This window comes from Geodermatophilus sp. SYSU D00700 (assembly GCF_054050255.1).
Map to the genome: position 1 here is coordinate 67,907 of NZ_JBJGZA010000006.1, position 23,149 is coordinate 91,055.

Sequence of the window (23,149 nt, forward strand, 5' to 3'; positions counted from 1 at the left end):
GACGCGCCACGATCAGGTCACCTGATCCCGGCGGGGGCGCGGCGGGGCGGGCGAGCTCAGCGGTGGCCGTCCTCCAGCAGGCCGAGCAGGTAGGCGCCGTAGCCGCTCTTCGCCAGCGGCTCCGCGGCCCGGCGCAGGCCGTCGTCGTCGAGCCAGCCCTGCCGCCAGGCGACCTCCTCGATGCAGCCCACCTTGAGGCCCTGCCGCTCCTCGACCACCGACACGAACTCCGTCGCCTGACGCAACGAGGTGAAGGTCCCGGTGTCCAGCCAGGCCGTGCCGCGGTCGAGCACGGTGACGGTGAGCCGGCCCTCGTGCAGGTAGTGCTCGTTGACCGCGGTGATCTCCAGCTCGCCGCGGGCGCTGGGCCGGATCGAGCGGGCCACGTCCACCACCCCGGCCTCGTAGAAGTACAGCCCCGGGACGGCGTAGGAGCTCTTGGGCCGGGCCGGCTTCTCCTCGATGGACAGCACCCGGCCCGCCCGGTCGAACTCCACGACGCCGTAGTCGGCCGGGTTGGCCACGTGGTAGGCGAACACGTGCCCGCCGTCGGGTGCGGGCAGCCGGCCCAGCGCCGTGCCGAGGCCCGCGCCGTAGAAGATGTTGTCGCCGAGCACCAGGGCCACCGGCTGGTCCCCGACGAAGTCGGCACCGATGAGGAAGGCCTGCGCCAGCCCCTCGGGCCGCTCCTGCACGGCGTACTCCAGCCGCATGCCCAGCCGGCTGCCGTCGCCCAGCAGCGCGCGGAACGCGGCCTGGTCGCCCGGGGTGGTGATCACCAGCACCTCGCGGACGCCGGCCATCATCAGCGTGGAGAGCGGGTAGTACACCATCGGCTTGTCGTAGACCGGCATCAGCTGCTTGCTGACCGCCTGCGTGATCGGGAACAGACGGCTGCCGGTGCCCCCGGCCAGGATGATGCCGCGCATGACGGCGGACGCTACCGACGGCGGCGTGCTCAGACCCGGGGGGAGCCGAGCCACAACCTCCCGACGAGGGAGGAACCGCCCGGCGTGCCCACCGGCTCCCAGCGGGTCGCCCAGCCCTCGGCGTGCAGCTGCACCACCACCGCCCCGAGCAGCGCCCCGAGGTTGACCGCCGCGGTGGTGGTGGCCCGCTCGGGCAGGTGCACGTCGACGACGCCGTCGCCCTCCCCGCCGTGCCGCAGCACCACCGGGAACTCCGGCAGCGCAGCGCTGGCCACCCGGAACGCCGCGGCCACCGCCTCCCGGTCGCCGTCGCGGGGCACCAGGTCGGCCCCGGGCCGCCGGCCGGCCACCAGGTCGCGGCTGCCGTAGGGGAACAGGTCGCCGGGCCCGAGCCGCACCAGCGCCCGCGCGCCGGGGTCCTCGGCGACGGGTGCGAAGGCCAGCCCGCGCACGACAGCGACCGGCACGCCGTCGAGCTTGCCCTTGACCAGGTCGGCGGCCGAGGCCAGCTCGTCGACGACGGCGACCTGCGTGGTCTCCAGCCGGTTGCCGTGCGCGTCGACCGCGCCGCGGTGGTCGGTCAGCGGCGCGATGCCGGCGGACCCGACCGCGACGTCGGTCAGCCCCTCCCGCCAGGTCCGGCCGAAGGTGTCGCTGACCACCACCGCCACGTCGACGCCCAGCAGCTCCCGCAGCCGGGCGCGGAGGCGGCGGGCGGAGGCGTCGCCGTCCTCGGGCAGCAGGACGAGGGCGTCGCCGGGCACGTTGGAGGCGTCGATGCCGGCGGCGGCCACCACCCAGCCGTGCCGGGTCTCGACGATCCGCAGCGGCCCGCGGCGGGCGACCACGCGCACCGTCTCGGCGTCGATGGCCCGCTGCCGGACCGCCTCCCGGTCGGCGCCCGGCGGCACCGGCACCACCCGGCCCTCCACCTTGGACACGACCTTGGAGGTGACGACGACGACGTCGCCGTCGGCCAGCCAGGGCGCGGCGCCGGCGACCGCCGCGGCCAGGTCGTCGCCGGCGGTGAACTCCGGCAGCCCGCGGACCGGCAGGACCCGCAGGCCGTCCTCGGGCGGCTCAGCCACGGACCGGGACCCCGGCGGCGTCCAGCGCGGCCCGGGCCATCGCGGCGGTGGCCTCCGGCGAGCTCATCAGCAGCGGCACGGCACGCACGTCGACGCCGGGCACCTCGGCGGGATCCCCGGTGTGCACCAGCCAGGCGTCGAGCAGACCGCCGTCGGACCGCGCCCCGTAGTGGCGGCCCACCCCCTCGGCGCTGACCTCGACGCCGAGCACCGGCAGGCAGCGGTCGGCCATCCCGCGGACCACCCCGCCGGCGACGACGGGGGAGACGCCGACGACGCGGCCGGGGGCGGCGCGCAGCGCGTCGCGCAGGCCGGGCACGCCGAGGACCGTGCCGATGGACACGACCGGGTTGGACGGGGCCAGGACGACGGCGTCGGCGCGGGCCAGCGCCTCGACCACGCCCGGCGCCGGGCGGGCCTGCTCGGCGCCGACCTGCACGAAGGCGTGCGGCTGCGGCTCGGCGCGGTGGCGCACCCACCACTCCTGGAAGTGGATCGCGCTGCGGCGCCCGGTGCCGGGGTCGTCGACGACGACGTGGGTCTCCACGCGCTGGTCGCTCATCGGCAGCACCCGGACGCCCGGCCGCCAGCGGTCGGCCAGCGCGGCGGTCACGTCGGAGAGCGGGTAGCCGGCGTCGAGCATGCGGGTGCGGACCAGGTGGGTGGCGAGGTCGCGGTCGCCCAGGCCGAACCAGGTCGGCTCGGCGCCGTAGGCGGCCAGCTCCTCCTTGACCGTCCAGGACTCCCCGGCCCGGCCCCAGCCCCGCTCCGGGTCGATGCCGCCGCCGAGGGTGTAGACGACGGTGTCGAGGTCGGGGCAGATGCGCAGGCCGTGCAGGGTGACGTCGTCGCCGGTGTTGACCACCGCGGTGATCGACTCCGGCGGGGCGACGTCCCGCAGGCCGGTGAGGAAACGGGCTCCTCCGACGCCACCGGCGAGCACGACGATCTCCACGAAAGTCATCGTGCCCCATGGTCAGTTGTCCACTGTTCGACGGGCGTGTCGGGTATGTGCACGAGAAGTGACGAACGATCCGTGACGGGTGTGACGGCTGTGGTCGAGCGCTTACACCGGGCGCAGTTGACGCTCGGGCAACGACACGCGTGTAATTCCGGCGGTGTGAGGGGCGGGGCAGCGCCGGGGACGGACCCGGTGCCCGACGCCCCGGACGACAGCGAGAGGGGACGCATCGTCATGGCAGAGGTCTCGTGGCTGAGTGACTACGTCAGCGGGGCGGACCGGACCGGCCGGGGTGCCGGGTCCGCCGACCAGGGGCTGATGGGGATGCTCGGCATGGGCCTGACCGACGACGTCGCGTCCTGGCAGGAGCGCGCGCTGTGCGCCGAGACCGACCCGGAGGCGTTCTTCCCCGAGAAGGGCGGCTCGACCCGGGAGGCGAAGAAGATCTGCACCGGCTGCGAGGTCAAGGCCGAGTGCCTCGAGTACGCGCTCGCCAACGACGAGCGGTTCGGCATCTGGGGCGGGCTCTCCGAGCGGGAGCGCCGCCGCCTGCGCCGCCGCGCCATCTGAACGCAGGCCCCGGCAGGGGCCGAACGGGACCGTCCGACACACCGCCGTGCGACATCCCCCGTCCACTCCCGCAGCCCCCGACGGCACCGCCGTCGGGGGCTGCGGCGTCCCCGGGCCGGGGGTGCCGGAGGCCGCGTGGTCGGATGGAGGGGTGCGCCCCGGTCCCGGCCCCACGGCGGGACGGGAGACCCGCGTCGTGCTGGGCCGGGCGCGGGTGGCCCGCGAGGTCCGTGCCGCGGTGCCGCTCGCGCGCAGCGTCCGGTCCCCGCTGACCGCGTCGGCGCCCTGGCTGACCACGGTGCTGGCGGTGCAGGCCGCCCACCGGCGGCCGCGGCTGCTGCCCGCCGCGGTGGTGGTCGGGCCCCACCGGTCGGCCCGGCCCGACGCGCTGGCCCTGCTCGCCCTCGCCTCCGCCGGCCCGGTGGTCACCGCCACGCTGCTCGGCGACGGCCTGCCCGTCCCCGGCGGCCGGCCCGCCGCCCGGCTGCCCGCCCGGGACGACGACGCCGCCGCGCTGCTGGCCGCCGGCGTCCTCGGCCTGCTGACCTCGTTCCGCCGGCCCTGGCGGCTGCGACTGGCTGGGCTGCCGCTGGGCGACCCGACCGTGCGCGCGCTGGCCCGGCTGCGGCCCGACGCGGTCGTGGCCACCACCCGCAGCCGGCGGCTGGTCGACGACCTCGACGCCCTCGCCGCCGCCACCGGCGCCCGGGTCGAGCGCAGCCGGGACGCCCGCGCGCTCGACGCCGCCCTGCCGGCGCTGCTCGCCGGCGAGCGCGACCCCCGGGCCCGCGACCTGGTGCGCGCCGCGGCCCGCCTGCACGCCGCCGTCGGCCGCCTCGAGGTCGCCACGGTGACCGACGGCGGCCGGCTGCGCGGGGGCCTGCTCACCCTGCTCGACGGCGACTCCCCCGGGGGCGGCGGCCCGGCCGGCGCGGACCGGCTGCCCTGGTGGGGGCTCGCCGAACCCGGGGGCCTGCGCGAGGAGACCGGCGCCCCGCTGGTCGGCGTCTCGGTGGGCGGCCGCGGCCGCGTGGTGCGCGCGGTGGCCGACCGCGCGCTGCGGCTGCTGCCGGTCAGTCCGCGACGCGGATCCGGCTGAGCAGGGGATCGCGGAGTGACTCCGCCCGCTCGGTGCCGAGGAACAGCGTCCCCTGGGCGCGCGCCTCACCGTCGCGCAGCCGCGCGGCCGGGGCCACCGTGACGCTGAGGTCGTAGACCCGGCCGGTGTAGACCGGGGGTGTCCCGGCCGGCCGCGTGTAGGTGGGGAACCGCCCGGCCAGCCGCAGGGCGTCGCCGTCGCGGGTCACGGCCAGCGCCGGGGTGGGCAAGTCGGCGTACTCGGCGCCGGTGGACGTGCAGCCGGCCGCCTCCGGGTCGCGCGGCGCGGTGGTGCCCAGGCAGTTCCAGGTGGGCAACCGCAGGTGCGCCAGCGCCGTGCCGTCCTCGCCGACGGTCACGCTCACCGCCGGGTAGGTGGCGGTCACCCCGACCGCGCGCCGCTCGAGCACCAGGCCGCCGAGGGCCAGCCGGGCGCTCACCCCGTCGTCGCCGAGGGGGACCGACCGGGCGGCGAGCCACCCGGCGCCCTGCTCCCCGGGCAACGGGTCGGCGGGCACCGGGGGCAGGTCGGGCGGGCGGGTCGTCGGCGTGGCGGGCGGCGGGGACGGGGGAGCGGCCGGCGGGGGAGGAGCAGCCGCGGGCGCCTCGCCGCGGCCGGAGCCCAGGGCGAGCGCGGCCAGGACGGCGACCAGTGCCAGCGCCGCCGCGGTGAGCGCGGCGACCGTGCGGACGGCGGCACCCTCGCCGGCCGGCGCGGCCGAAGGCGGCTCCGGCCGCGCGGGAGCGGGACGGGGCGGCGTCCCCGGCGGCGCCTCGAGGAACCCGGGGAGGTCGTCGTGCGCCCACCGTCGGGTGACGGCCGCCGCCTCGGCGGGAGGTGAGGGGTCCGGCGGGGCGGCGCCCCGCGGCCGGGTGCGGACCAGCAGCACCGCCACGGCGGTGAGGGCCGGCAGCGCCCCGCCGAGCACCACCCAGGCGGCGAGCGGCGCGGGGGAGTCCATCCCCTGCAGCATCGCAGGGCACCGGCCCGGCCATCTGCGTGCGGCACGCCGCGAGCCCTGGCACGATCCCCCGGTGGCCGAGAGCGGGACGACGTCGTCCGGGATCCGCGACCGCGTGACCTCGCTGCTCGCCGAGCTCGGCGTCGCCCAGCCCGTCCTGGCCGTCGCCGACCTCAGCGCCCGCCTCGGCGTGGTGCAGGGCGTGCTGGCCGACCGGGTCCTCGACCTCGCCGTCACCGAGAGCGGCCGACGCCGGCTGCGCGCGGAACTGCGCGGACGGCGCTGGGCCGAGGAGCGGCAGGTCGGCGTCCCCGAGGTGCTCGCCGCCGCCGACGACGGCCGCTGGCTGCTGTCGCGCCGGGTCCACCCCGGCCCCTCCGGCGGGCCGCGGTGGACGGCGGCCGCGGTCGAGACCGCGGTGCGGATCGCGCCGCTGCCGGTACCGCCGGGGCAGCCCTGGTCGCCGCCGTCGGGTCCCGCGCTGCGCCGGGCGCGGGCCTCCGTGGGCGACACCGGCCGGCTGCTGCGTGGCGGGCTGCGCCTGGGCGAACTGCGCGCGGTCCGGGCCGCCGCCGCACAGCTGCCGCTGTCGGAGGTCGGCCACGGCGACTACCGCGCCGCCAACCTCGTCCTCGACGGCGACGCCCCCGAGGGCGAGGAGCGGCTGGTCGTCCTCGAGTGGTCCGGCGTGCGCGCCGCGCCGCGCCACCGCGACCTGCTGACCCTGTGGGCCACCACGCCCGACGCGCAGGACCGGGCACAGGTCGGCGAGGTCGTGCTCTCGCGCACCGCCGGCTGGGAGGAGCCCGACGTCGGCCTGCTCTGGCACGCCGTGGCCCTGGAGCAGCTGGTGGCCCGGCTGACCCGGGCCGACCGCGGCGACGGGCTGGACGTCGCCTTCGCCCGCGCCCGCCTCGACGAGGCGCGCCGCATGGCCGAGGAGCTCGGCAGCCCGGTCGAGAGGTGATGGAACGGCCCCCTCGCGGGGGGCCCGCGGCGAGCGGGGCGAGGCGTGGGGGCGAGGAGGTCCTTCCGTCAACCTGTGGGGTCGATCTCCTCCGGGTCGCGGCCGAGCAGCACCGCCACCTGGTCGACGACGACGTCGCGGACGAGGTCGGCGAGGTCGTCGCGGTCGTGCGCCCGGATCTCCAGCGGCCGCCGGTAGACGACGATCCGCGCGGGCACGTCGCGGCCGTCCTCGCGGTGGGCGGGCAGCACGCGCGCCAGCGGCACCGTCGCGTCGTCCAGGACGTCGGGGTCGAGGACCACCTCGTCGGGGCTGGTGTGGTCGACCCAGGGCACGTCCTCGACGGCGAACTCGACACCGGCCAGCTCGCGCTCCCAGCGCCGCTCGATGTCCTCGACCGCGTCCAGGACGAGGTCGTCGAACTGCTCGGCGCGGCTGCGCGACAGCGGCACCTCCTCGGGCACCAGGCGTCCCCGCAGGCCCCGGCCGTGCCGGTCGCGACGGGAGCGGGCAGGACCGGAGGAGGGACGCTTCGCGGGTCGGCTCATGGCGGGGCGAGCGTACGGCCGACCGGAGGACGCGGGCAGCGCCCGCGGGCGACGCGGGGTCCGCGGCGACCCGCCGACCCCGCCCGCGAGCCGCCCCCTGCCGGGGCGCACGGGGACGTCGGGTTGGATGGGAGAGGAGGTGCAGCGGGCGGTGCGCCTGCTCGCCGCGACCCCCGCGCGCGGCTACTGTGCCTCGCGTGAGGAACCGGTGGTGAGGCAGTCTCGTCGCTGCTCGCGCAGCGGCTGCGCGCAACCGGCGGCGGCGACGCTGACCTACGTCTACGCGGAGTCGACCGCCGTCGTGGGCCCGTTGGCCACGTTCTCGGAACCGCACAGCTACGACCTCTGCGAGTTCCACGCCGAGCGGCTGACCGTGCCGCGGGGCTGGGAGGTCGTCCGGCACGAGATCGACGTCGAGGACTCCGGCCCGACCGGCGACGACCTGCTCGCGCTGGCCGACGCCGTCCGGGAGGCGGCCCGGCCCGAGCCCCCGCGCGCCCCGGCCGACGACGGCCGCGGCACCCGCCGCGGCCACCTGCGGGTCCTGCCCGACCTGGACTAGCCGGACCTCCGAGGAGCCCGTCCCCGCCCGCGTCGATAAGGTCGGCCGGACCGGGGGACCAGCGCCCGGCCAGTCCAGGCGAGGGTGGGCAGTGGCGGGTCTGTCGTCGATCATCAAGGCGTACGACGTCCGGGGCGTGGTCCCCGACGAGTGGGACGAGGACGTCGCGCGGCGCATCGGCGCCGCGTTCGCGGAGTTCGTGGTGCGCGAGAGCGGCGCGACCACCGTCGTCACCGCCCACGACATGCGCCCCTCGTCGGTGCCGCTGTCCCGGGCCTTCGCCGCCGGTGTCCTCTCCCGCGGCGTCGACGTCGTCGAGGCGGGCCTGGGCTCCACCGACCTGCTGTACTTCGCCGCCGGGTCACTCGACGTCCCGGGCGCGATGTTCACCGCCAGCCACAACCCCGCGCAGTACAACGGCATCAAGCTCTGCCGGGCCGGGGCCGCCCCGATCGGGCAGGAGTCGGGGCTGGTCACCATCCGCGAGTGGGCCGAGCGCGACGACTACGAGCGCACCCCCGACCGGGTCGGCGAGGTCACCTCCCGCGACGTGCTGCACGAGTACGCCGCGCACCTGCGCTCGCTGGTCGACCTCTCGACCATCCGGCCGCTGCGGGTCGTCGTCGACGCCGGCAACGGCATGGGCGGGCACACCGTCCCGGTGGTCCTCGACGGGCTGCCGCTCGACGTCGTGCCGCTGTACTTCGAGCTCGACGGCACCTTCCCCAACCACGAGGCCAACCCGCTGGACCCCGCCAACCTGGTCGACCTGCAGGAGGCCGTCCGCCGGGAGGGCGCCGACATCGGCCTGGCCTTCGACGGCGACGCCGACCGGGTGTTCGTCGTCGACGAGCGCGGCGAGCCGGTGAGCCCCTCGGCGGTCACCGCGCTGGTCGCCGTCCGGGAGCTGGCCAAGGGCCGCGGCACGACGGTCATCCACAACCTGATCACCTCGCGCGCGGTGCCCGAGATCGTCCGCGAGCACGGCGGGCAGCCGGTGCGCACCCGCGTCGGGCACTCGTTCATCAAGGCCGAGATGGCCCGCACCGACGCCGTGTTCGGGGGCGAGCACTCCGCGCACTACTACTTCCGCGACTTCTGGCGCGCCGACACCGGCATGCTCGCCGCCATGCACGTGCTCGCCGCGCTCGGCGAGCAGAGCCGGCCGCTGTCCGAACTCACCGCCGCCTACAGCCGCTACGCCGCGTCGGGCGAGATCAACTCCACCGTCGGCGACGCCGCCGGGCGCACCGCCGCCGTCCGGGAGGCGTTCGAGGGGGAGGGCGCGACCGTCGACGAGCTCGACGGGCTGACGATCGACCTCCCCGACGGCTCCTGGTTCAACCTGCGGGCGAGCAACACCGAGCCGCTGCTGCGGCTCAACGTCGAGGCGCCCGACAGGGCGCGGATGGAACAGCTGCGGGACCGAGTGCTGGAGATGGTGCGCGCATGACCGCTGGAGGCCCGCTCGGCCTGGACCCGGTGCTGCTGGGGATCCTCGCCTGCCCCGACACCCACCACAGCCCGCTCACCGTCGACGAGGCGGCCGGCGAGCTGGTCTGCGTGACCTGCGAGCGCGCCTACCCGGTGCGCGACGGCATCCCGGTGCTGCTGCTCGACGAGGCACGGCGCCGGGACGGCGGGACGGCGGCGCCGTGACCTCGCCGGAGCTGGCCGAGGAGGTCCTCGACGACCTCGACGTGCTGCGCGCCCGCGACCCGCGCGGCCTGCTGCCCGCCGTCGCCGGCGCCGGCGCGCAGGTCCGTGAGACCTCCCGGCTGGTCGACGAGGCGGAGCTGGAGCGGGTGACCGGCGGCGGGCGCCCGCGCGGGCTGGTCATCGTCGCCCGCCGCGAGGGCGCCGTCGCCGCGTCGGTCCTGCGTGCCCTGCTGGGACCCTCGAGCCCGGTCACCGTCGACGTCGTCCCGGGCCCCGACCTGCCGGTGTGGACCGGGCCCACCGACATCGCCGTCGTCGCCACCCGCACCGGCGCCGGCCGGTACGCGGTGACGCCGGCGTACGAGGCCGCCCGCCGGGGCGTGAGCCTGCTCGGCATCGGCGCCGAGGACGCCCCGCTGCGGGCGGCCTGCTCCACGGCGCGGATGCCCTACGTGCCGCTGCCGCGCTCGCGGGTCCGGCACACCACGCTGTGGTCGCTGCTGACGCCGCTGCTCCGGCTGGCCGGCGAGCTCGGGCTGGTCCGGGACGAGGTGGCCGATCCCCAGGCGATCGCCGCCGCGCTCGACGAGATCGCCGTCGAGTGCGGGCCGGCGCGGGAGTCCTTCGTCAACCCGGCCAAGACCCTCGCCCTCGAGCTGCTCGACGCCTTCCCGGTCATCGCCGCCGAGGGACCGCTGGCCGGCACCGTCGCCGAGCGCTTCGCCGACCAGCTCGCCACGCTCGCGGGCCTGCCCAGCACCGGATTCCGGCTGCCCGACCAGCGGGTGGCCGCCTGCGCCGTCCTCGGGGGTCCGCTGGCCGCCGGTGACCCCGACGACTTCTTCCGCGACCGCGCCGAGGACACCGGCCGGCGGCTGCGGCTGCTCACCGTCCGCGACACCGACGCCGCGCTCCACGACGGCGCCGGGGAGCGGGAGCCGCGGTCGGCACAGGAGGCGATGGCCGAGGTCCTGCGCACCGCCGCGAGCGGCAACGTCCCGGTCAGCGGCCTGGCCGAGCACGGTGAGCCCGACCGCCACGGCCGGCTGCCCCGCCTGGCGCGGCAGCTCGCGGTCGCCGACTTCAGCGCCGTCTACCTCGCCCTGGCGCTGGACCAGGAGCGGGCCCTGCGCCGGTGAACCGCGCGTTCCCGGTCCCGCGGCGTTCGATCGCGTTCCGGTGGGTACCGGCACCCGGGGGTGCGCCGGCGCTGCGGCCGGACGGACCCCCACGACCGTGACAGCACACGAGTGCTGACCGACTGGAAGGACCTCCCGTGGCCGGTGGACTCGTAGCCCTCTTCGACGACGTGGCGCTGCTCGCCCGCACCGCCGCCGCCTCCATCGACGACGTGGGGGCCGCGGCCGGGCGGGCCAGCGTGAAGGCCGCCGGCGTCGTCGTCGACGACACCGCCGTCACGCCGCAGTACGTGCGCGGGATCGCCGCCGAGCGGGAGGTGCCGATCATCCGGCGCATCGCCCTCGGGTCGCTGCGCAACAAGCTGCTGATCATCCTCCCGGCGATCCTGCTGCTCAGCCAGTTCCTGCCCTGGCTGCTCACCCCGATCCTCATGATCGGCGGTGCCTACCTCTGCTACGAGGGCGCCGAGAAGATCTGGCACCGGCTCAAGGGCGGCCACGACGACCACGGCTCGGCGGAGGAGGCGATGCCCGACGAGGACACCGTCGTCCGCGGCGCCGTGCGCACCGACTTCATCCTGTCGGCGGAGATCATGGTCATCGCGCTCAACGAGGTGGCCGCCGAGGGGTTCTGGTCGCGGGCGGTCATCCTCGCCGTCGTCGGGCTGCTCATCACCGTCGTCGTCTACGGCGTCGTCGCGCTGATCGTGAAGATGGACGACGCCGGGCTGCGGCTGTCGCAGTCGGGAAAGAAGGGCGTGGCCGGGCTCGGCCGCGGCCTGGTCAAGGGGATGCCGAAGCTGCTCAGCGCGCTGACGGTGATCGGGACCGTCGCGATGCTGTGGGTCGGCGGCCACATCCTGCTCGTCGGCAGCGAGGAGCTCGGGCTGCACGCGGTGTACGACGTCGTCCACCACTGGGAGGAGGCGGCGCACGAGGCCACCGGGGCAGTCGGCGGCGTCGTCGGGTGGCTGGTCAACACCGGGGCCAGCGCGGTCATCGGACTCGTCGTCGGTGCGCTGATCGTGCTCGTCCTCAGCCTCACCCTGCACCGGCGCAAGGACCCCGCCGCGAGCGGGACGACGACGCACTGACCCGGGGAGGCCCGCCCCGGCCGCCGGGAACCCGTCCGTCACGTGCGCCCCGGGTGCCTCTCAGGATGACAATCTGCCCGGTCGCCTCCTGCCGCGCCGGTAGCCTCCGGGGCGATGTGGCAGATGACCAACGCCGTCCGGCACTATCCCTGGGGCTCCCGGACCGTCATCCCCGGACTGCTCGGTGAGCCGGTCCCGGCCGACCGGCCCTACGCCGAGTTGTGGATGGGCGGCCATCCGGCCGAGCCCAGCGTCCTGTCCACCGGGGCCCCGCTGGACGCGGCGATCGCGGACCGGCCCGGCGAGATGCTCAGCGCGGAGGTGTACGAGCGCTTCGGTGCCCGCCTGCCCTTCTTGATGAAGGTGCTGGCTGCCGACGCCCCCCTGTCACTGCAGGCGCACCCCACCATGGCGCAGGCGCGCGTCGGCTACGCCGCCGAGGAGGCAGCGGGAGTCCCGAAGGACGACCCGACACGGACGTTCAAGGACCCGTGGCACAAGCCGGAGCTGCTGCTCGCGCTGACCACCTTCGAGGCGCTCTGCGGCTTCCGGCCGGTCGAGGAGTCGCTGCACTGCCTGGCCAAGCTGCAGCTGCCCGAGCTCAAGCCGACGATCGCCGCCCTCGCCCGTGGCGGCCTCCAGGCCGCCATCCCGCAGCTGCTGGCGCTGTCGGGGATGCGGCGCTCGCACCTGGTCGAGGTCGTGGCCGAGAAGGCGGGGGAGTACGTCGCCGCCCACGACCCCGAGTTCATCAACACCTACCGCTGGGCCGCGACCCTGGCCGAGACCTACCCGGGCGACCCCGGCGTGGTGATCTCGCTGATGTGCAACCACCTCAAGCTGGCCCCCGGGGAGGCGGTCTTCCTGCCCGCCGGGAACCTCCACGCCTACCTCTCCGGAGCCGGCGTCGAGGTCATGGCCAGCTCCGACAACGTGCTGCGTGGCGGGCTGACCGACAAGCACGTCGACCTGGCCGCGCTCATCGAGGTCCTGGACTTCTCCGACGGCAAGGTCCCGGTCCTGCACCCGGTGCTCGGGCCCGGAGGCCTGCGCTACCCCGTTCCGGTCGACGACTTCGACCTCACCCGCTGCCAGCTCGACGACCTCACCGGGTCGCTGAGCACCCGCGGTCCCCAGGTCCTGCTGTGCACCGAGGGCCGTGCGGTCCTGACCGGGGCCGACGGCGAGGTGGCCCTCGAGCGCGGGCAGTCGGCGTTCGTGCCCGCCGGTGCCCCGGTCACCGCGCGCGGCCCGGCGGTGCTCTACCGGGCGACGACGAACCTGCGCTGAACCGGGAGGAACCCACGGGGGCGTGTCGCCGCCGGGACCGCCGGGGTGGCGGACGTAGCGTCGGTCGTGCTCACCCGGTCCTCCTGGCGGGCGGTCCTGGCGCTCGGCGTCGCAACCGTGCTCGCGTCCGGCTGCGACGCCGTCGAGGCACCCGCGGCGCCCGTCCCGTCCGCCGGCACCGCCCTGGCCGAGCTCGAGCAGATCGAGCTCCGCGGCCGGGCGCCACGCACCGGCTACGACCGCGACGAGTTCGGTGACGCCTGGGCCGACACCGACCGCAACGGCTGCGACACCCGCAACGACGTGCTCGCCCGCGACCTCACCGGCGAGGTGTTCCGACCGGGCAGCGACTGCGTCGTCGTCTCCGGGACACTCCAGGACCCCTACTCCGGCGCCACCATCGAGTTCCGCCGCGGCGAGGGCACCAGCGAGGCGGTGCAGATCGACCACGTCGTCGCGCTGTCGGACGCCTGGCAGAAGGGCGCGCAGCAGTGGGACGACGCCCGCCGCACAGAGTTCGCCAACGACCCGCTCAACCTGCTCGCCGTCGACGGGCCGCTCAACCGGGCCAAGGGTGACTCCGACGCGGCCACGTGGCTGCCGCCGGCCCGCGGCTACCGCTGTGCGTACGTCGCCCGCCAGGTCGCGGTCAAGCGTGCCTACGGGCTGTGGATGACCGCCGCCGAACGCGACGCGGTGGCCACCGTGCTCCGGGGCTGCCCCGACGAGCCGCTGCCCGGCAGCACCCCGCTGCCGGCCCAGCAGACCCCGCCGGCCCCCGACCCCGGGCCGTACCCCGACTGCGCGGCCGTCCGCGCCGCGGGTGCCGCGCCGATCCGCGCGGGCGACCCCGGCTGGAACCCCGACCTGGACGGCGACGGCGACGGCGTCGGCTGCGAGTCCTGAGCCGCTCCAAGGCCGGCGTTATGCTGGTCGACGGCACGAGCCCCGCCGAAGCCTCGGCATGCTCGCTCACCTCAGCGACCCCGAGTCCCCGCCGCGGCGGGGGCGTCGACCCTGGAGCGACATGACCGCCACCACCGGCACCCGCGCCCTGACCACCCCCGACGGCGAGACCGACTTCAAGGTCGCCGACCTCTCCCTGGCCCCCTTCGGCCGCAAGGAGATCCAGCTCGCCGAGCACGAGATGCCCGGTCTCATGGCGCTGCGCGCCGAGTACGGCGACGCGCAGCCGCTGGCCGGCGCCCGGATCGCCGGCTCGCTGCACATGACCGTGCAGACCGCCGTCCTCATCGAGACCCTGGTCGCGCTCGGCGCCGACGTGCGCTGGGTCTCCTGCAACATCTTCTCCACCCAGGACCACGCCGCCGCCGCGATCGTGGTCGGGGAGGGCACCGCCGAGCAGCCCGCGGGCGTGCCCGTCTTCGCCTGGAAGGGCGAGACGCTGGAGGAGTACTGGTGGTGCACCCAGCGCCTGTTCGAGTTCCGGAACGAGGACGGCGACGTCGTCGGCCCGAACATGCTGCTCGACGACGGCGGCGACGCCACCCTGCTGGTGCACCTGGGCACCCGGTTCGAGACCGACGGCGCCGTCCCGGACACCACCGAGGCCGACTCCGAGGAGTACGGCGTCATCCTCGAGGCGCTGCGCGGCACGCTGGCGCAGGACGGGCAGTACTGGACCCGCATCGGCCAGGGCATCCGCGGCGTCACCGAGGAGACCACCACCGGCGTCATGCGCCTCTACGAGCTGGCCCGCGAGGGCCGGCTGCTGTTCCCGGCGATCAACGTCAACGACTCGGTCACCAAGAGCAAGTTCGACAACCTCTACGGCTGCCGGCACTCCCTCATCGACGGCCTCAACCGGGCCACCGACGTGATGATCGGCGGCAAGGTGGCCGTGGTCTGCGGCTACGGCGACGTCGGCAAGGGCTGCGCGGAGTCGCTGCGCGGCCAGGGCGCCCGCGTGATCGTCACCGAGATCGACCCGATCAACGCCCTGCAGGCGGCGATGCACGGCTTCGAGGTGACCACGCTCGACGAGGTCATCGGCAGGGCCGACATCGTCATCACCGCCACCGGCAACCGCGACATCATCACCGCCGAGCAGCTCGGGCGGACCAAGCACCAGGCGATCATCGGCAACATCGGCCACTTCGACAACGAGATCGACATCGCCGGCCTGGCCCGCACGCCGGGCATCGAGCGGACCACGATCAAGCCGCAGGTCGACGAGTGGCGGTTCCCCGACGGCCACACCGTCATCGTGCTCTCCGAGGGCCGGCTGCTGAACCTGGGCAACGCCACCGGGCACCCCAGCTTCGTCATGAGCGCCTCGTTCTCCAACCAGGTGCTCGCCCAGATCGAGCTGTGGGGCAACCGCGCGGCCTACGAGGGCAGGGAGCCCTCGGTCACCGTGCTGCCCAAGAAGCTCGACGAGCACGTGGCGCGGCTGCACCTCGACGCCCTCGGCGTGAAGCTCACCGAGCTCACCAAGGTGCAGGCCGACTACATCGGCGTCCCGGTCGAGGGGCCCTACAAGAGCGACCACTACCGCTACTGAGCGGACCCTGCGCCCCCGCTCGACGCGGGCCCGTGGGGCGTCCTCCCTCACCGTGGGGCGTCCTCCCGCACGGTGGGACGTGAGGGAGGACGCTCGATGATCAGGTCACCTGATCCCGGCCAGACCCCGGTGACACCCGGGGCGGATGGTGGCGCCGGACCGGTCGTGTCGGTCCGGCGCCACCGTGATCCGGCCGTGACGTCGCAGAATGGTCGCGTGCCTCCGACCGCAGCGAACACCGGGCCCAGTCGCGGCCGCGTCCTGGTCGTCGACGACGACGCCGCCCTCGCCGAGATGCTCGGCATCGTGCTGCGGCGCGAGGGCTACGACCCCGCCTTCGTCTCCGACGGCAACCGTGCGCTGTCGGTGTTCCAGCAGACCCGGCCCGACATCGTCCTGCTCGACCTGATGCTGCCCGGCCGCAACGGCCTGCAGATCGCCCAGGACATCCGGGCCCAGTCCACCGTCCCGATCGTCATGCTCACCGCCAAGGGCGACACCATCGACGTCGTCCAGGGCCTCGAGGCCGGCGCCGACGACTACGTCACCAAGCCGTTCAAGCCGGTGGAGCTCGTCGCCCGCGTGCGCGCCCAGCTGCGCCGCGGCGAGACCGGGCAGGCCGAGACGCTGGCGATCGGGGACGTGCAGATCGACGTCCCCGCGCACCAGGTGACCCGGGACGGCCAGCCGATCGCGCTCACCCCGCTGGAGTTCGACCTGCTGGTGGCCCTGGCCCGCAAGCCGCGCCAGGTGTTCACCCGCGAGCTGCTGCTCGAGCAGGTGTGGGGCTACCGGCACGCCGCCGACACCCGGCTGGTCAACGTCCACGTGCAGCGGCTGCGCGCGAAGATCGAGCGCGACCCCGAGAAGCCCGAGATCGTGCTGACGGTGCGCGGGGTGGGCTACAAGGCCGGCCCGCCGTGATGCGGCCGTGAGCACGACCGAGCGGGCCGCTCCCCCCGAGGGCGACGCCGCGGTGCCCGCCCCGCCGGCCGCGCCGGCGCGGCGGCTGCCCCGCGACCTGCCCACGCTGCGCCGCGGGGTGCGCCGGCGGGCCGGCCGGGCCCGCCGCGCGGGGCGTGCGCTGCTGGCCGCCGCGCTGTCGGCCTGGCGGTCGTCGCTGCACGTCCGCATCGGCGCGATCACGATGGTGGTGGCCGGCACGGTCGTCGTCATCGTCAGCCTGGTGCTGTTCAGCCAGATCCGCACGCAGCTGCTCACCGTCAAGCAGCAGGCCGCGGTCGACCAGGTGCAGTCGGGCGTCTTCTACGCGCAGACCGAGGTGGTCGGCATCGCCGCCGGCGACGCGGCCAGCGTGCGCACCGCGCTGGACCGCACGGTGCAGCAGCTGCTCACCCGGGGCGGGTCGGCCGGCGACTTCGACGTCGTCATGGTCTACCGGACCGGGGACACCGAGCGGCCGCCGGCGGTCAGCCGGCAGGGCGTCTACCCGGCGCTGCCCGACGGGCTGCGCGCCGACGTCCGCGGCGGCGGGCAGTCCTACCAGTACTGGCCGGTCCCCAACGACTCCGGCGAGCCCCGGCCGACGCTGCTGGTGGGGTCGCCGGTCCCCGGCGGCGCCTCGTCAGCGGGGCAGATCGAGCTCTACTACGCCTTCCCCCTCGACCAGGAGGAGGAGACGCTCTCGCTGATCCGCAGCACCGTGGCGATCAGCGGCATCGCGCTCACCCTGTTCGTCGCCGGCATCGGTGTACTGGTCACCCGGCTGGTGGTCGACCCGGTGCGCCGCGCCGCCGGCATCGCCCAGCGGCTGGCCGAGGGGCAGCTCGAGGAACGGATGACCGTCCGCGGCGAGGACGACCTGGCCCGGCTGGCCACCAGCTTCAACGCCATGGCCGACAGCCTGCAGCGCCAGATCACCCAGCTCGAGGCCCTCTCCCAGCTGCAGCAGCGGTTCACCTCCGACGTCAGCCACGAGCTGCGCACCCCGCTGACGACGGTGCAGATGGCCGCCGAGGTCCTGCACGAGTCGCGCGGTGACTTCCCGCCGCACGTGGCCCGCTCGGCGGAGCTGCTGCACGAGGAGCTCGACCGGTTCGAGCGGCTGCTGTCGGACCTCCTGGAGATCAGCCGCTACGACGCCGGCGCCGCCGTCCTGGACTGGGCGCCCACCGACCTCGGCGTGCTCGTCGGGCGGGTGACCGACGGCATGTCGGCGCTCGCGGAGCGGCACGGCTGCGACCTGCAGGTGACCTGCCCGCCGGACCCCGTGATCGCCGAGGTCGACGCCCGCCGCGTCGAGCGGGTGCTGCGCAACCTCGTGGGCAACGCCATCGAGCACGGCACCGGCCGGCCGGTCGAGGTGACGCTGGCGGCCAACCGGACGGCGGCCGCGGTGACCGTCCGCGACCACGGCGTGGGCCTGTCCTCGGCGGACGCCCAGCACGTGTTCGACCGGTTCTGGCGGGCCGACCCCTCCCGCGTGCGCACCGTCGGCGGCAGCGGCCTGGGCCTGTCGATCAGCCTGGAGGACGCCCGGCTGCACGGCGGCTGGCTGCAGGTGTGGGGCCAGCCCGGGCTCGGCGCCCAGTTCCGGCTCACCGTCCCGCTCAGCGCCGGTGCCGACCTGACCAGCTCGCCGCTGCCGCTGCGGCCGACGATCGTGCGCCGACCCGCGGTGCCGCGGTGAGGCGGCGCCCGGCCGCCGTGGCCGCCCTCGTGCTCGGGCTGCTCACCGCCTGCTCGACCGTGCCCAGCGCCTCGGCGCCGGTGCAGATCACCGAGGCACCGGCCCGGCCGGCCGGCGAGGTGGGCATCGAGCCGCTCGGCCCGGCCCCGGACGCGCCCCGGGAGGAGATCGTCCGCGGGTTCGTCGACGCCGCGGCCAGCAACCTGCAGCGGCACCCGGTCGCCCGCGACCACCTGACCCCCGACGCCGCGGCCGCCTGGTCCGACGAGTCGGGCATCACCCTGGTCGGCGCCGACTACGCCACCGTCACCACCGACGCCGGCACCGTCGTCATGACCGGCGACCTCGTCGGCGCCATCGACCCCCGCGGGGTGTTCACCGCGGCCGCCGCGGGCGAGGTGTTCACCCACGAGTTCACCCTCGCCGAGGTCGGCGGCCAGTGGCGGATCAGCAACCCGCCCGACGGGCTGGTCATGCTCGTGCCCGACTTCGAGCGGCTCTACGACGACCTCGCCGCCTACTTCGTCGACCGGACGGGGCAGCGGATGGTGCCCGACCCGCGCTACCTGCTCGGCGGCGAGGCGCAGCCGACCACCCTGGTCCAGCGGCTGATCGACGGTCCGTCGCCGACGCTGGCCGCCGGCGTCGACAACCCCCTCACCGGCGTCACCCTCACCCGGGCGGTGACCGTCAGCGGGGCCACCGCCACCGTCGACCTCGCCGGGCTCGGCGACGTGGCACCGGCGCAGGTGTCCCAGCTGTGCGCCCAGCTGGTCTGGACCCTCGACCAGCTCGACGGGATCAGCTCGGTCGAGATCACCGCCGGTGGCGACCCGCTGCCCCTCGACGGTCTCCCGGCCGTCCAGCGCACCGACGACTGGGCCGCCTTCAGCCCCGAGTCCGTCCCCGCCGACGCCGTCGGCCACTACCTCGACGCCGGCCGGCTGATGACAGTCGACGGCCAGCCGGTGGCCGGGCCGACCGGCACGGGCCAGTACGCCCTGTCCGCGGCCGCGGTGTGGGCCGACCCGCGGACCAGCGCGCTGACCGACATGGTCGGCGTCTCGGTGGACGGAGCGACGGCGACCCTGCTGGCCGGGCGGTACGGCCAGGACCTCGCGCCGGTGCTGCCGGCGAGCCGGCTGTCGGCGCCGACGGTGGCCGCGACCCGCCCGGAGTTCTGGGTGATCCGCGACGAGACCACCGTGGTGCGGGTGCCCGCGGGCGGCTCGCCGCAGCCGGTCAACGCCCCGACGTTGTCCGGGCAGGGCCGGGCGACGGCGCTGGAGCTCTCGCCCGACGGGGTGCGCGCCGCCGTCGTCGTCAGCCGGGGGGACGGCTCGGCGCTGCTCGTCGGCACCGTCGTGCGCTCCGAGGACGGGCCGGTCGCGCTGCGCGACCTGCGCGAGATCGCGCCCTCGCTCAACGCGGTCACCGACGTCGCCTGGCGGACCTCCGGCAGCCTGTTGGTGCTCGCCGCCGACGGCGGGGAGGACGGCGTGGTGCCCTACGTCGTCGGCGTCGACGGGTGGGGCCTGGACGAGGAGCCCACCGCAGGCCTGCCCAGCCAGCCCACCGCCCTGGCCGCCGCTCCCGGGCAGCGGCCGCTGGTGAGCGCCGGCGGCTCGATGTGGGAGCTGTCGGGCGGCACCTGGGTGACCCTCGTCCGCGGTCAGCAGCCGGTGCCGGGCACCGAGCCGTTCTACCCGGTCTAGGCCGCGTCCACAGGTCGGGCGGGGACGGCCCGCGGGCTCCCCGGACGCCGCAGGATGCGGCGGTGCGTGCCCTCGCGGCGGCCCTCGCCGACCTCGTGCTGCCGCGCACCTGTGCCGGCTGCGGCGTCCCCGGGCCGGTGTTCTGCGGGCGCTGCGCGGGTCTGCTGACCCGGCCGCGGGAGGCCGCGCCGCGGCGGGTGCCGTGGGGCATGCCGCCGACGGTGGCCGCCGGCGCCTACGCCGGGCCGGTGCGTCCGGCGGTGGTCGCCTTCAAGGAGCGTGGCCGGGCGGAGCTGGCCGGCCCGCTCGGCGCCGCGCTGGCGCTGGCCGTCGGGGTGCACGCCGCGCTGCTCCCCGGCCGGCCGGTGCTGCTCGTGCCGGTCCCGCCGACCCGGGCGGCGCTGCGGGCACGCGGCCGCGACCACGTCCGCGAGCTCGCCGTCGCCGCGGTCGCGGAGCTGCGAGCGGCCGGCGTCGACGCGCGACCGGCGCGGTTGCTCGCGCGCACCGGCCGGGTGCGCGACTCGGCCGGGCTGGACGTCGCCCAGCGGCGGGCCAACCTGGCCGGGACGTTCACCGCCCGGGCGGGCGCGGTGCCGCCGGCGTCGCTGCTGGTGGTCGTCGACGACGTCGTGACCAGCGGTGCGACCCTCACCCAGGCGGCCGCGACCCTGGCCGCGACCCGTCCGGACGGCGCCGCGCCGGTGCTCGCCGCCGTGGTCGCCGCGACCCCGCGTCCGGACCCCGGAGCCGTTCCCGTTCCGGCACCGGCGGGGTCCCCGCACGCCGTCCGGAGCCCGTCCGGCGGTCGTCTCGATCGACTGTCCGGCCCCTCGGACAGGGACTAGCGTGGCATCGGTCACACCCCATGACCGGGAGGTCTGATGGAGATCGTGGTCCGTGGCCGCAACGTCGAGGTGCCCGAGCACTATCGGCAGCACGTGGAGGACAAGGTCGGCCAGCTCGAGAGGTTCGACGGCAAGCTGTCCCGCATCGACGTCGAGTTGTTCCACGAGAAGAACCCTCGCCAGTCCGCCAACTGCCAGCGGGTGGAGATCACCCTCCGTGGCAAGGGACCGGTGGTCCGCGCCGAGGCCAGTGCGCCGGACTTCTACGCCGCGCTCGACCTGAGCTGCGCCAAGCTCGACAACCGGCTGCGCCGGGCCAACGACCGCCGGCGCGTGCACCACGGCCGCCGGACGCCGCCCAGTGTCCGCGTCACCAGCGCGCCCGAGGCCGCACTGCTGCAGACACCGGCGGTGGGCATCCCCGACCTCGCACAGCTCCCCGGATCACAGGTCGACGCCGAACCGCCCGAGACCGACGCCGAGGAGCACCTGCCGGGGCGGATCGTCCGCGAGAAGCACCACCCCGCCGTCCCGATGACCGTCGACCAGGCCCTGCTCGAGATGGAGCTCGTGGGGCACGACTTCTTCCTGTTCCACTGCGCCGACACCGGCCGGCCGACGGTCGTCTACCGGCGGCACGCCTTCGACTACGGCCTCATCCGGCTGGTCGACCCGCCCGTCGGGCAGGCCGGCACCGCCGCGTCTCCGTCCGCCGCCGCCACGCCCGCCGCCACCGAGCCGGCGGCCGTCCCGCGCTGACACCGGCGGGGGCCCGGCGCGTCCGCCGGGCCCCCGCCCTCACCCCTCGGCCACCCGGCCGAACAGGACGGCGTCGCCGCGGGTGCCGTCGGCGTAGTCCAGGCACCGCCGGACGACGCCCTCCTCCGCGAACCCCGCCCGCCGCGCCACGGCCTGCGACGGCTCGTTGGCCACGTCGGTGAACAGGTGCACCCGCGCCGCCCCGCGGGACAGCGCCCAGACGGCCAGCCCCGCGGCCGCCTCGGCCGCGTAGCCCCGCCGGCGCGCCCACGGGGCGATCCAGTAGCCGATCTCCGGACCCAGGCGGCCGCCGGTCAGGTGGTGCATCCCGCACGCCCCGACGAACGCGCCGTCGGCCTCGATCGCGCAGCCGAGGTCGGTCCCGGCGGCCCGGCCGGCGGGCGCGGTGCGCAGCACGAAGTCGGCGGCCGAGTCGCGGGTGTAGGGGGAGGGCAGCGCGGTCAGCCAGCGCCGGGTCTCGGCGTCCTGGCAGGCCCGGAACACCGGGTCCACGTCGTCCTCCCGCATCGGCCGCAGCAGGAGGCGCTCGGTGCGCACCACCTCGGTGGTCAGGTCGACGCCGGTCAGGTCCACCGGCCCATCCTCAGGCGTTGCCCAGCACGCGGTCGACCGAGATCTCGAGGACCACCCGCGCGGGGTTCTCCCGGGGTGCGCGGTAGCGCCGGGCGTAGCGCGCCTCGGCGTCGGCCACCGACGCGGGGTCGTCGCGCACCACCGCGGTGCCCTCGAGGGTCAGCCACCGGCGGCCGTCGACCTGGCAGACGGCCACGCGTGCCTGTCCGGCGCGCACGTGCCGGGCCTTGGCCGACCCGCCGGAGGTGATCACCCGCGCGGTGGCGGTGCCGGGGTCGAAGGTGACGCCGACCGGCACGACGTGCGGGCTGCCGTCGGCGCGCAGCGTGGTGAGCGTGGCCAGGTGCCGCTCGGTCAGGAAGTCCAGCAGTTCCGGCGCGAGATCGTGCGGGTCGTGGGCCACGGGGAGAGGTTAGGTCGCCGTCGCGGCGGGCACCGGCCCGCGCGTGGAGCTGACGGGGGCGCGGGTGCTGGTGGCCGGCGCGACGGGCGTGCTCGGCGGGGAGCTGGCGCGGGCCCTGGCGGGGGCCGGTGCCCGGGTGGCGCTGACCGGCCGCGACGACGGGCGGTTGCAGGCGCTGGCCGCGGAGCTCGGCGGGGCGCCCGCACTCGCCGCGGACGCGGTCGACGTCGACGCCGTCCGGGCCGCCGTCGGGCACGCCGCCGACGCCCTCGGTGGCCTCGACGCCGTCGTCGTCGCGTGGGGCGTGGTGGCCTTCGGTCCCGCCGCCGACGCCGACGACGCGGTCACCGAGGAGTTGTTCGCGGTCAACACGCTGGCGCCGATGAGCCTGGTGCGGGCCGCGCTGCCGCACCTGGCCGAGGGTGGGGCGCTGGTCCTGCTCTCGGCGATCGTGGCCGACGCGCCGACCCTGGGCATGGCGGAGTACTCGGCGAGCAAGGCGGCCCTGTCGGCGTGGGCCGCGGTGCTGCGCCGCGAGCTGCGCGGCCGGTCGATCGCGGTCCTCGACGTCCGGCCCCCGCACGTCGACACCGGCCTGGTCGACCGGGCCCTGGCCGGGGCGCCGCCGCGGCTGCCCGCCGGGCACGACCGTGACGAGGTGGTGCGGGCGGTGCTCGACGGGCTGCGGCAGGGAGCCCGCGAGGTCGTCCTCGACCAGCGGGAACGGCGGCTCGTCGTCCGCTGACCACCCCCGTCGCGGCGGCAGGGTACGTGCGGCGTCCCCGGCAC

24 protein-coding genes are annotated in these 23,149 nt (G+C 76.2%); 17 read left to right on the forward strand and 7 right to left on the reverse strand.

Going from position 1 to position 23,149, the window contains the following annotated elements:
• Nucleotides 1-56: 56 nt before the first annotated feature.
• Genes rfbA through cofD form a run of 3 tightly spaced genes read right to left on the reverse strand, consistent with a single transcriptional unit; the run spans nucleotide 57 to nucleotide 2,981 of the window.
• Nucleotides 57-929: a glucose-1-phosphate thymidylyltransferase RfbA gene (rfbA, locus tag ACI79V_RS06930; RefSeq protein ID WP_456887797.1), complete on the reverse strand. Its 873-nt coding sequence runs from the start codon at nucleotides 927-929 to the stop codon at nucleotides 57-59.
• A 29-nt stretch (nucleotides 930-958) separates the two neighbouring features.
• Nucleotides 959-2,017, reverse strand: coding sequence for a coenzyme F420-0:L-glutamate ligase (locus tag ACI79V_RS06935; RefSeq protein WP_456887799.1), 1,059 nt, complete (start codon nucleotides 2,015-2,017; stop codon nucleotides 959-961).
• On the reverse strand, nucleotides 2,010-2,981 hold the full coding sequence (cofD, locus tag ACI79V_RS06940) for a 2-phospho-L-lactate transferase (RefSeq protein WP_456887801.1): 972 nt from the start codon (nucleotides 2,979-2,981) through the stop codon (nucleotides 2,010-2,012). The genes ACI79V_RS06935 and cofD overlap by 8 nt, the downstream gene beginning before the upstream one ends.
• A 315-nt stretch (nucleotides 2,982-3,296) precedes the next feature.
• Here cofD and ACI79V_RS06945 point away from each other — a divergent pair, with 315 nt between their 5' ends.
• Both ACI79V_RS06945 and ACI79V_RS06950 read left to right on the forward strand, forming a co-directional pair.
• A complete protein-coding gene (locus ACI79V_RS06945; protein ID WP_176449815.1) occupies nucleotides 3,297-3,548 on the forward strand; it encodes a WhiB family transcriptional regulator in 252 nt (83 codons plus the stop codon).
• A gap of 151 nt (nucleotides 3,549-3,699) precedes the next feature.
• Complete coding sequence (locus ACI79V_RS06950; RefSeq protein ID WP_456887803.1) at nucleotides 3,700-4,647, forward strand: hypothetical protein; 948 nt, start codon at nucleotides 3,700-3,702, stop codon at nucleotides 4,645-4,647.
• On the opposite strand, the gene ACI79V_RS06955 is transcribed toward ACI79V_RS06950, so the two are convergent.
• Nucleotides 4,622-5,608, reverse strand: coding sequence for a hypothetical protein (locus ACI79V_RS06955; protein WP_456887804.1), 987 nt, complete (start codon nucleotides 5,606-5,608; stop codon nucleotides 4,622-4,624). The two genes, ACI79V_RS06950 and ACI79V_RS06955, sit on opposite strands and share 26 nt — an antisense overlap.
• Before the next feature lie 73 nt (nucleotides 5,609-5,681).
• Here ACI79V_RS06955 and ACI79V_RS06960 point away from each other — a divergent pair, with 73 nt between their 5' ends.
• The gene (locus ACI79V_RS06960; RefSeq protein WP_456875292.1) at nucleotides 5,682-6,575 is read left to right on the forward strand and encodes a hypothetical protein; all 894 of its coding nucleotides are present in this window, start codon (nucleotides 5,682-5,684) and stop codon (nucleotides 6,573-6,575) included.
• A gap of 68 nt (nucleotides 6,576-6,643) precedes the next feature.
• On the opposite strand, the gene ACI79V_RS06965 is transcribed toward ACI79V_RS06960, so the two are convergent.
• Nucleotides 6,644-7,123 carry a metallopeptidase family protein gene (locus tag ACI79V_RS06965; RefSeq protein WP_456875293.1) on the reverse strand — a complete coding sequence of 160 codons (480 nt, stop codon included), beginning with the start codon at nucleotides 7,121-7,123 and terminating at the stop codon, nucleotides 6,644-6,646.
• Between the two features lie 211 nt (nucleotides 7,124-7,334).
• On the opposite strand from ACI79V_RS06965, the gene ACI79V_RS06970 reads away from it, so the two are divergent.
• The 13 genes from ACI79V_RS06970 to hpf all read left to right on the forward strand — a co-directional run bounded on the left by ACI79V_RS06970 (nucleotide 7,335) and on the right by hpf (nucleotide 21,363).
• Nucleotides 7,335-7,685: a DUF3499 domain-containing protein gene (locus ACI79V_RS06970; RefSeq protein WP_089402638.1), complete on the forward strand. Its 351-nt coding sequence runs from the start codon at nucleotides 7,335-7,337 to the stop codon at nucleotides 7,683-7,685.
• Between the two features lie 91 nt (nucleotides 7,686-7,776).
• The gene (locus tag ACI79V_RS06975; RefSeq protein ID WP_456887806.1) at nucleotides 7,777-9,138 is read left to right on the forward strand and encodes a phosphomannomutase/phosphoglucomutase; all 1,362 of its coding nucleotides are present in this window, start codon (nucleotides 7,777-7,779) and stop codon (nucleotides 9,136-9,138) included.
• Nucleotides 9,135-9,344 (forward strand): Trm112 family protein, encoded by a 210-nt coding sequence (locus ACI79V_RS06980; RefSeq protein WP_456874385.1) that lies wholly within the window; start codon nucleotides 9,135-9,137, stop codon nucleotides 9,342-9,344. Before ACI79V_RS06975 ends, ACI79V_RS06980 begins: the two co-directional genes overlap by 4 nt.
• Nucleotides 9,341-10,483 carry an SIS domain-containing protein gene (locus ACI79V_RS06985; protein WP_456874386.1) on the forward strand — a complete coding sequence of 381 codons (1,143 nt, stop codon included), beginning with the start codon at nucleotides 9,341-9,343 and terminating at the stop codon, nucleotides 10,481-10,483. Before ACI79V_RS06980 ends, ACI79V_RS06985 begins: the two co-directional genes overlap by 4 nt.
• 137 nt (nucleotides 10,484-10,620) lie before the next feature.
• Nucleotides 10,621-11,577, forward strand: coding sequence for a DUF808 domain-containing protein (locus ACI79V_RS06990; protein ID WP_456887807.1), 957 nt, complete (start codon nucleotides 10,621-10,623; stop codon nucleotides 11,575-11,577).
• A gap of 114 nt (nucleotides 11,578-11,691) precedes the next feature.
• Nucleotides 11,692-12,867, forward strand: coding sequence for a mannose-6-phosphate isomerase, class I (gene manA, locus ACI79V_RS06995; protein ID WP_456887809.1), 1,176 nt, complete (start codon nucleotides 11,692-11,694; stop codon nucleotides 12,865-12,867).
• Nucleotides 12,868-12,933: 66 nt separating this feature from the next.
• A complete protein-coding gene (locus ACI79V_RS07000) occupies nucleotides 12,934-13,773 on the forward strand; it encodes an HNH endonuclease family protein (RefSeq protein WP_456887810.1) in 840 nt (279 codons plus the stop codon).
• 121 nt (nucleotides 13,774-13,894) lie between these two features.
• On the forward strand, nucleotides 13,895-15,391 hold the full coding sequence (gene ahcY / locus ACI79V_RS07005; RefSeq protein ID WP_456887811.1) for an adenosylhomocysteinase: 1,497 nt from the start codon (nucleotides 13,895-13,897) through the stop codon (nucleotides 15,389-15,391).
• Nucleotides 15,392-15,607: 216 nt separating this feature from the next.
• A complete protein-coding gene (gene mtrA / locus ACI79V_RS07010; RefSeq protein ID WP_456874391.1) occupies nucleotides 15,608-16,315 on the forward strand; it encodes an MtrAB system response regulator MtrA in 708 nt (235 codons plus the stop codon).
• 7 nt (nucleotides 16,316-16,322) lie between these two features.
• Entirely contained in the window at nucleotides 16,323-18,041 is a 1,719-nt protein-coding gene (gene mtrB / locus ACI79V_RS07015; protein ID WP_456887813.1) for an MtrAB system histidine kinase MtrB, read from the forward strand.
• On the forward strand, nucleotides 18,038-19,756 hold the full coding sequence (locus tag ACI79V_RS07020; RefSeq protein ID WP_456887815.1) for an LpqB family beta-propeller domain-containing protein: 1,719 nt from the start codon (nucleotides 18,038-18,040) through the stop codon (nucleotides 19,754-19,756). The genes mtrB and ACI79V_RS07020 overlap by 4 nt, the downstream gene beginning before the upstream one ends.
• A gap of 62 nt (nucleotides 19,757-19,818) precedes the next feature.
• Entirely contained in the window at nucleotides 19,819-20,604 is a 786-nt protein-coding gene (locus ACI79V_RS07025; protein ID WP_456887816.1) for a ComF family protein, read from the forward strand.
• A gap of 36 nt (nucleotides 20,605-20,640) precedes the next feature.
• Nucleotides 20,641-21,363, forward strand: coding sequence for a ribosome hibernation-promoting factor, HPF/YfiA family (gene hpf, locus ACI79V_RS07030; RefSeq protein ID WP_456887817.1), 723 nt, complete (start codon nucleotides 20,641-20,643; stop codon nucleotides 21,361-21,363).
• Between the two features lie 39 nt (nucleotides 21,364-21,402).
• On the opposite strand, the gene ACI79V_RS07035 is transcribed toward hpf, so the two are convergent.
• Both ACI79V_RS07035 and ACI79V_RS07040 read right to left on the reverse strand, forming a co-directional pair.
• Entirely contained in the window at nucleotides 21,403-21,957 is a 555-nt protein-coding gene (locus tag ACI79V_RS07035; RefSeq protein WP_456887819.1) for a GNAT family N-acetyltransferase, read from the reverse strand.
• A gap of 10 nt (nucleotides 21,958-21,967) precedes the next feature.
• On the reverse strand, nucleotides 21,968-22,360 hold the full coding sequence (locus tag ACI79V_RS07040) for a pyridoxamine 5'-phosphate oxidase family protein (RefSeq protein WP_456887820.1): 393 nt from the start codon (nucleotides 22,358-22,360) through the stop codon (nucleotides 21,968-21,970).
• 43 nt (nucleotides 22,361-22,403) lie between these two features.
• Here ACI79V_RS07040 and ACI79V_RS07045 point away from each other — a divergent pair, with 43 nt between their 5' ends.
• On the forward strand, nucleotides 22,404-23,105 hold the full coding sequence (locus ACI79V_RS07045) for an SDR family NAD(P)-dependent oxidoreductase (RefSeq protein ID WP_456887822.1): 702 nt from the start codon (nucleotides 22,404-22,406) through the stop codon (nucleotides 23,103-23,105).
• The last annotated feature ends 44 nt before the right edge of the window (nucleotides 23,106-23,149 follow it).

What these genes read in the sequence shown, in the direction of transcription:
- hpf (WP_456887817.1), top strand. Translation starts at nt 20,641, where the DNA reads ATGGAGATCGTGGTCCGTGGCCGCAACGTCGAGGTGCCCGAGCACTAT.
- ACI79V_RS06945 (WP_176449815.1), top strand. Translation starts at nt 3,297, where the DNA reads ATGGGGATGCTCGGCATGGGCCTGACCGACGACGTCGCGTCCTGGCAG.
- ahcY (WP_456887811.1), top strand. Translation starts at nt 13,895, where the DNA reads ATGACCGCCACCACCGGCACCCGCGCCCTGACCACCCCCGACGGCGAG.
- ACI79V_RS06955 (WP_456887804.1), bottom strand. Translation starts at nt 5,608, where the DNA reads ATGGACTCCCCCGCGCCGCTCGCCGCCTGGGTGGTGCTCGGCGGGGCG.
- ACI79V_RS06980 (WP_456874385.1), top strand. Translation starts at nt 9,135, where the DNA reads ATGACCGCTGGAGGCCCGCTCGGCCTGGACCCGGTGCTGCTGGGGATC.
- manA (WP_456887809.1), top strand. Translation starts at nt 11,692, where the DNA reads ATGTGGCAGATGACCAACGCCGTCCGGCACTATCCCTGGGGCTCCCGG.
- ACI79V_RS06965 (WP_456875293.1), bottom strand. Translation starts at nt 7,123, where the DNA reads ATGAGCCGACCCGCGAAGCGTCCCTCCTCCGGTCCTGCCCGCTCCCGT.
- cofD (WP_456887801.1), bottom strand. Translation starts at nt 2,981, where the DNA reads ATGACTTTCGTGGAGATCGTCGTGCTCGCCGGTGGCGTCGGAGGAGCC.
- rfbA (WP_456887797.1), bottom strand. Translation starts at nt 929, where the DNA reads ATGCGCGGCATCATCCTGGCCGGGGGCACCGGCAGCCGTCTGTTCCCG.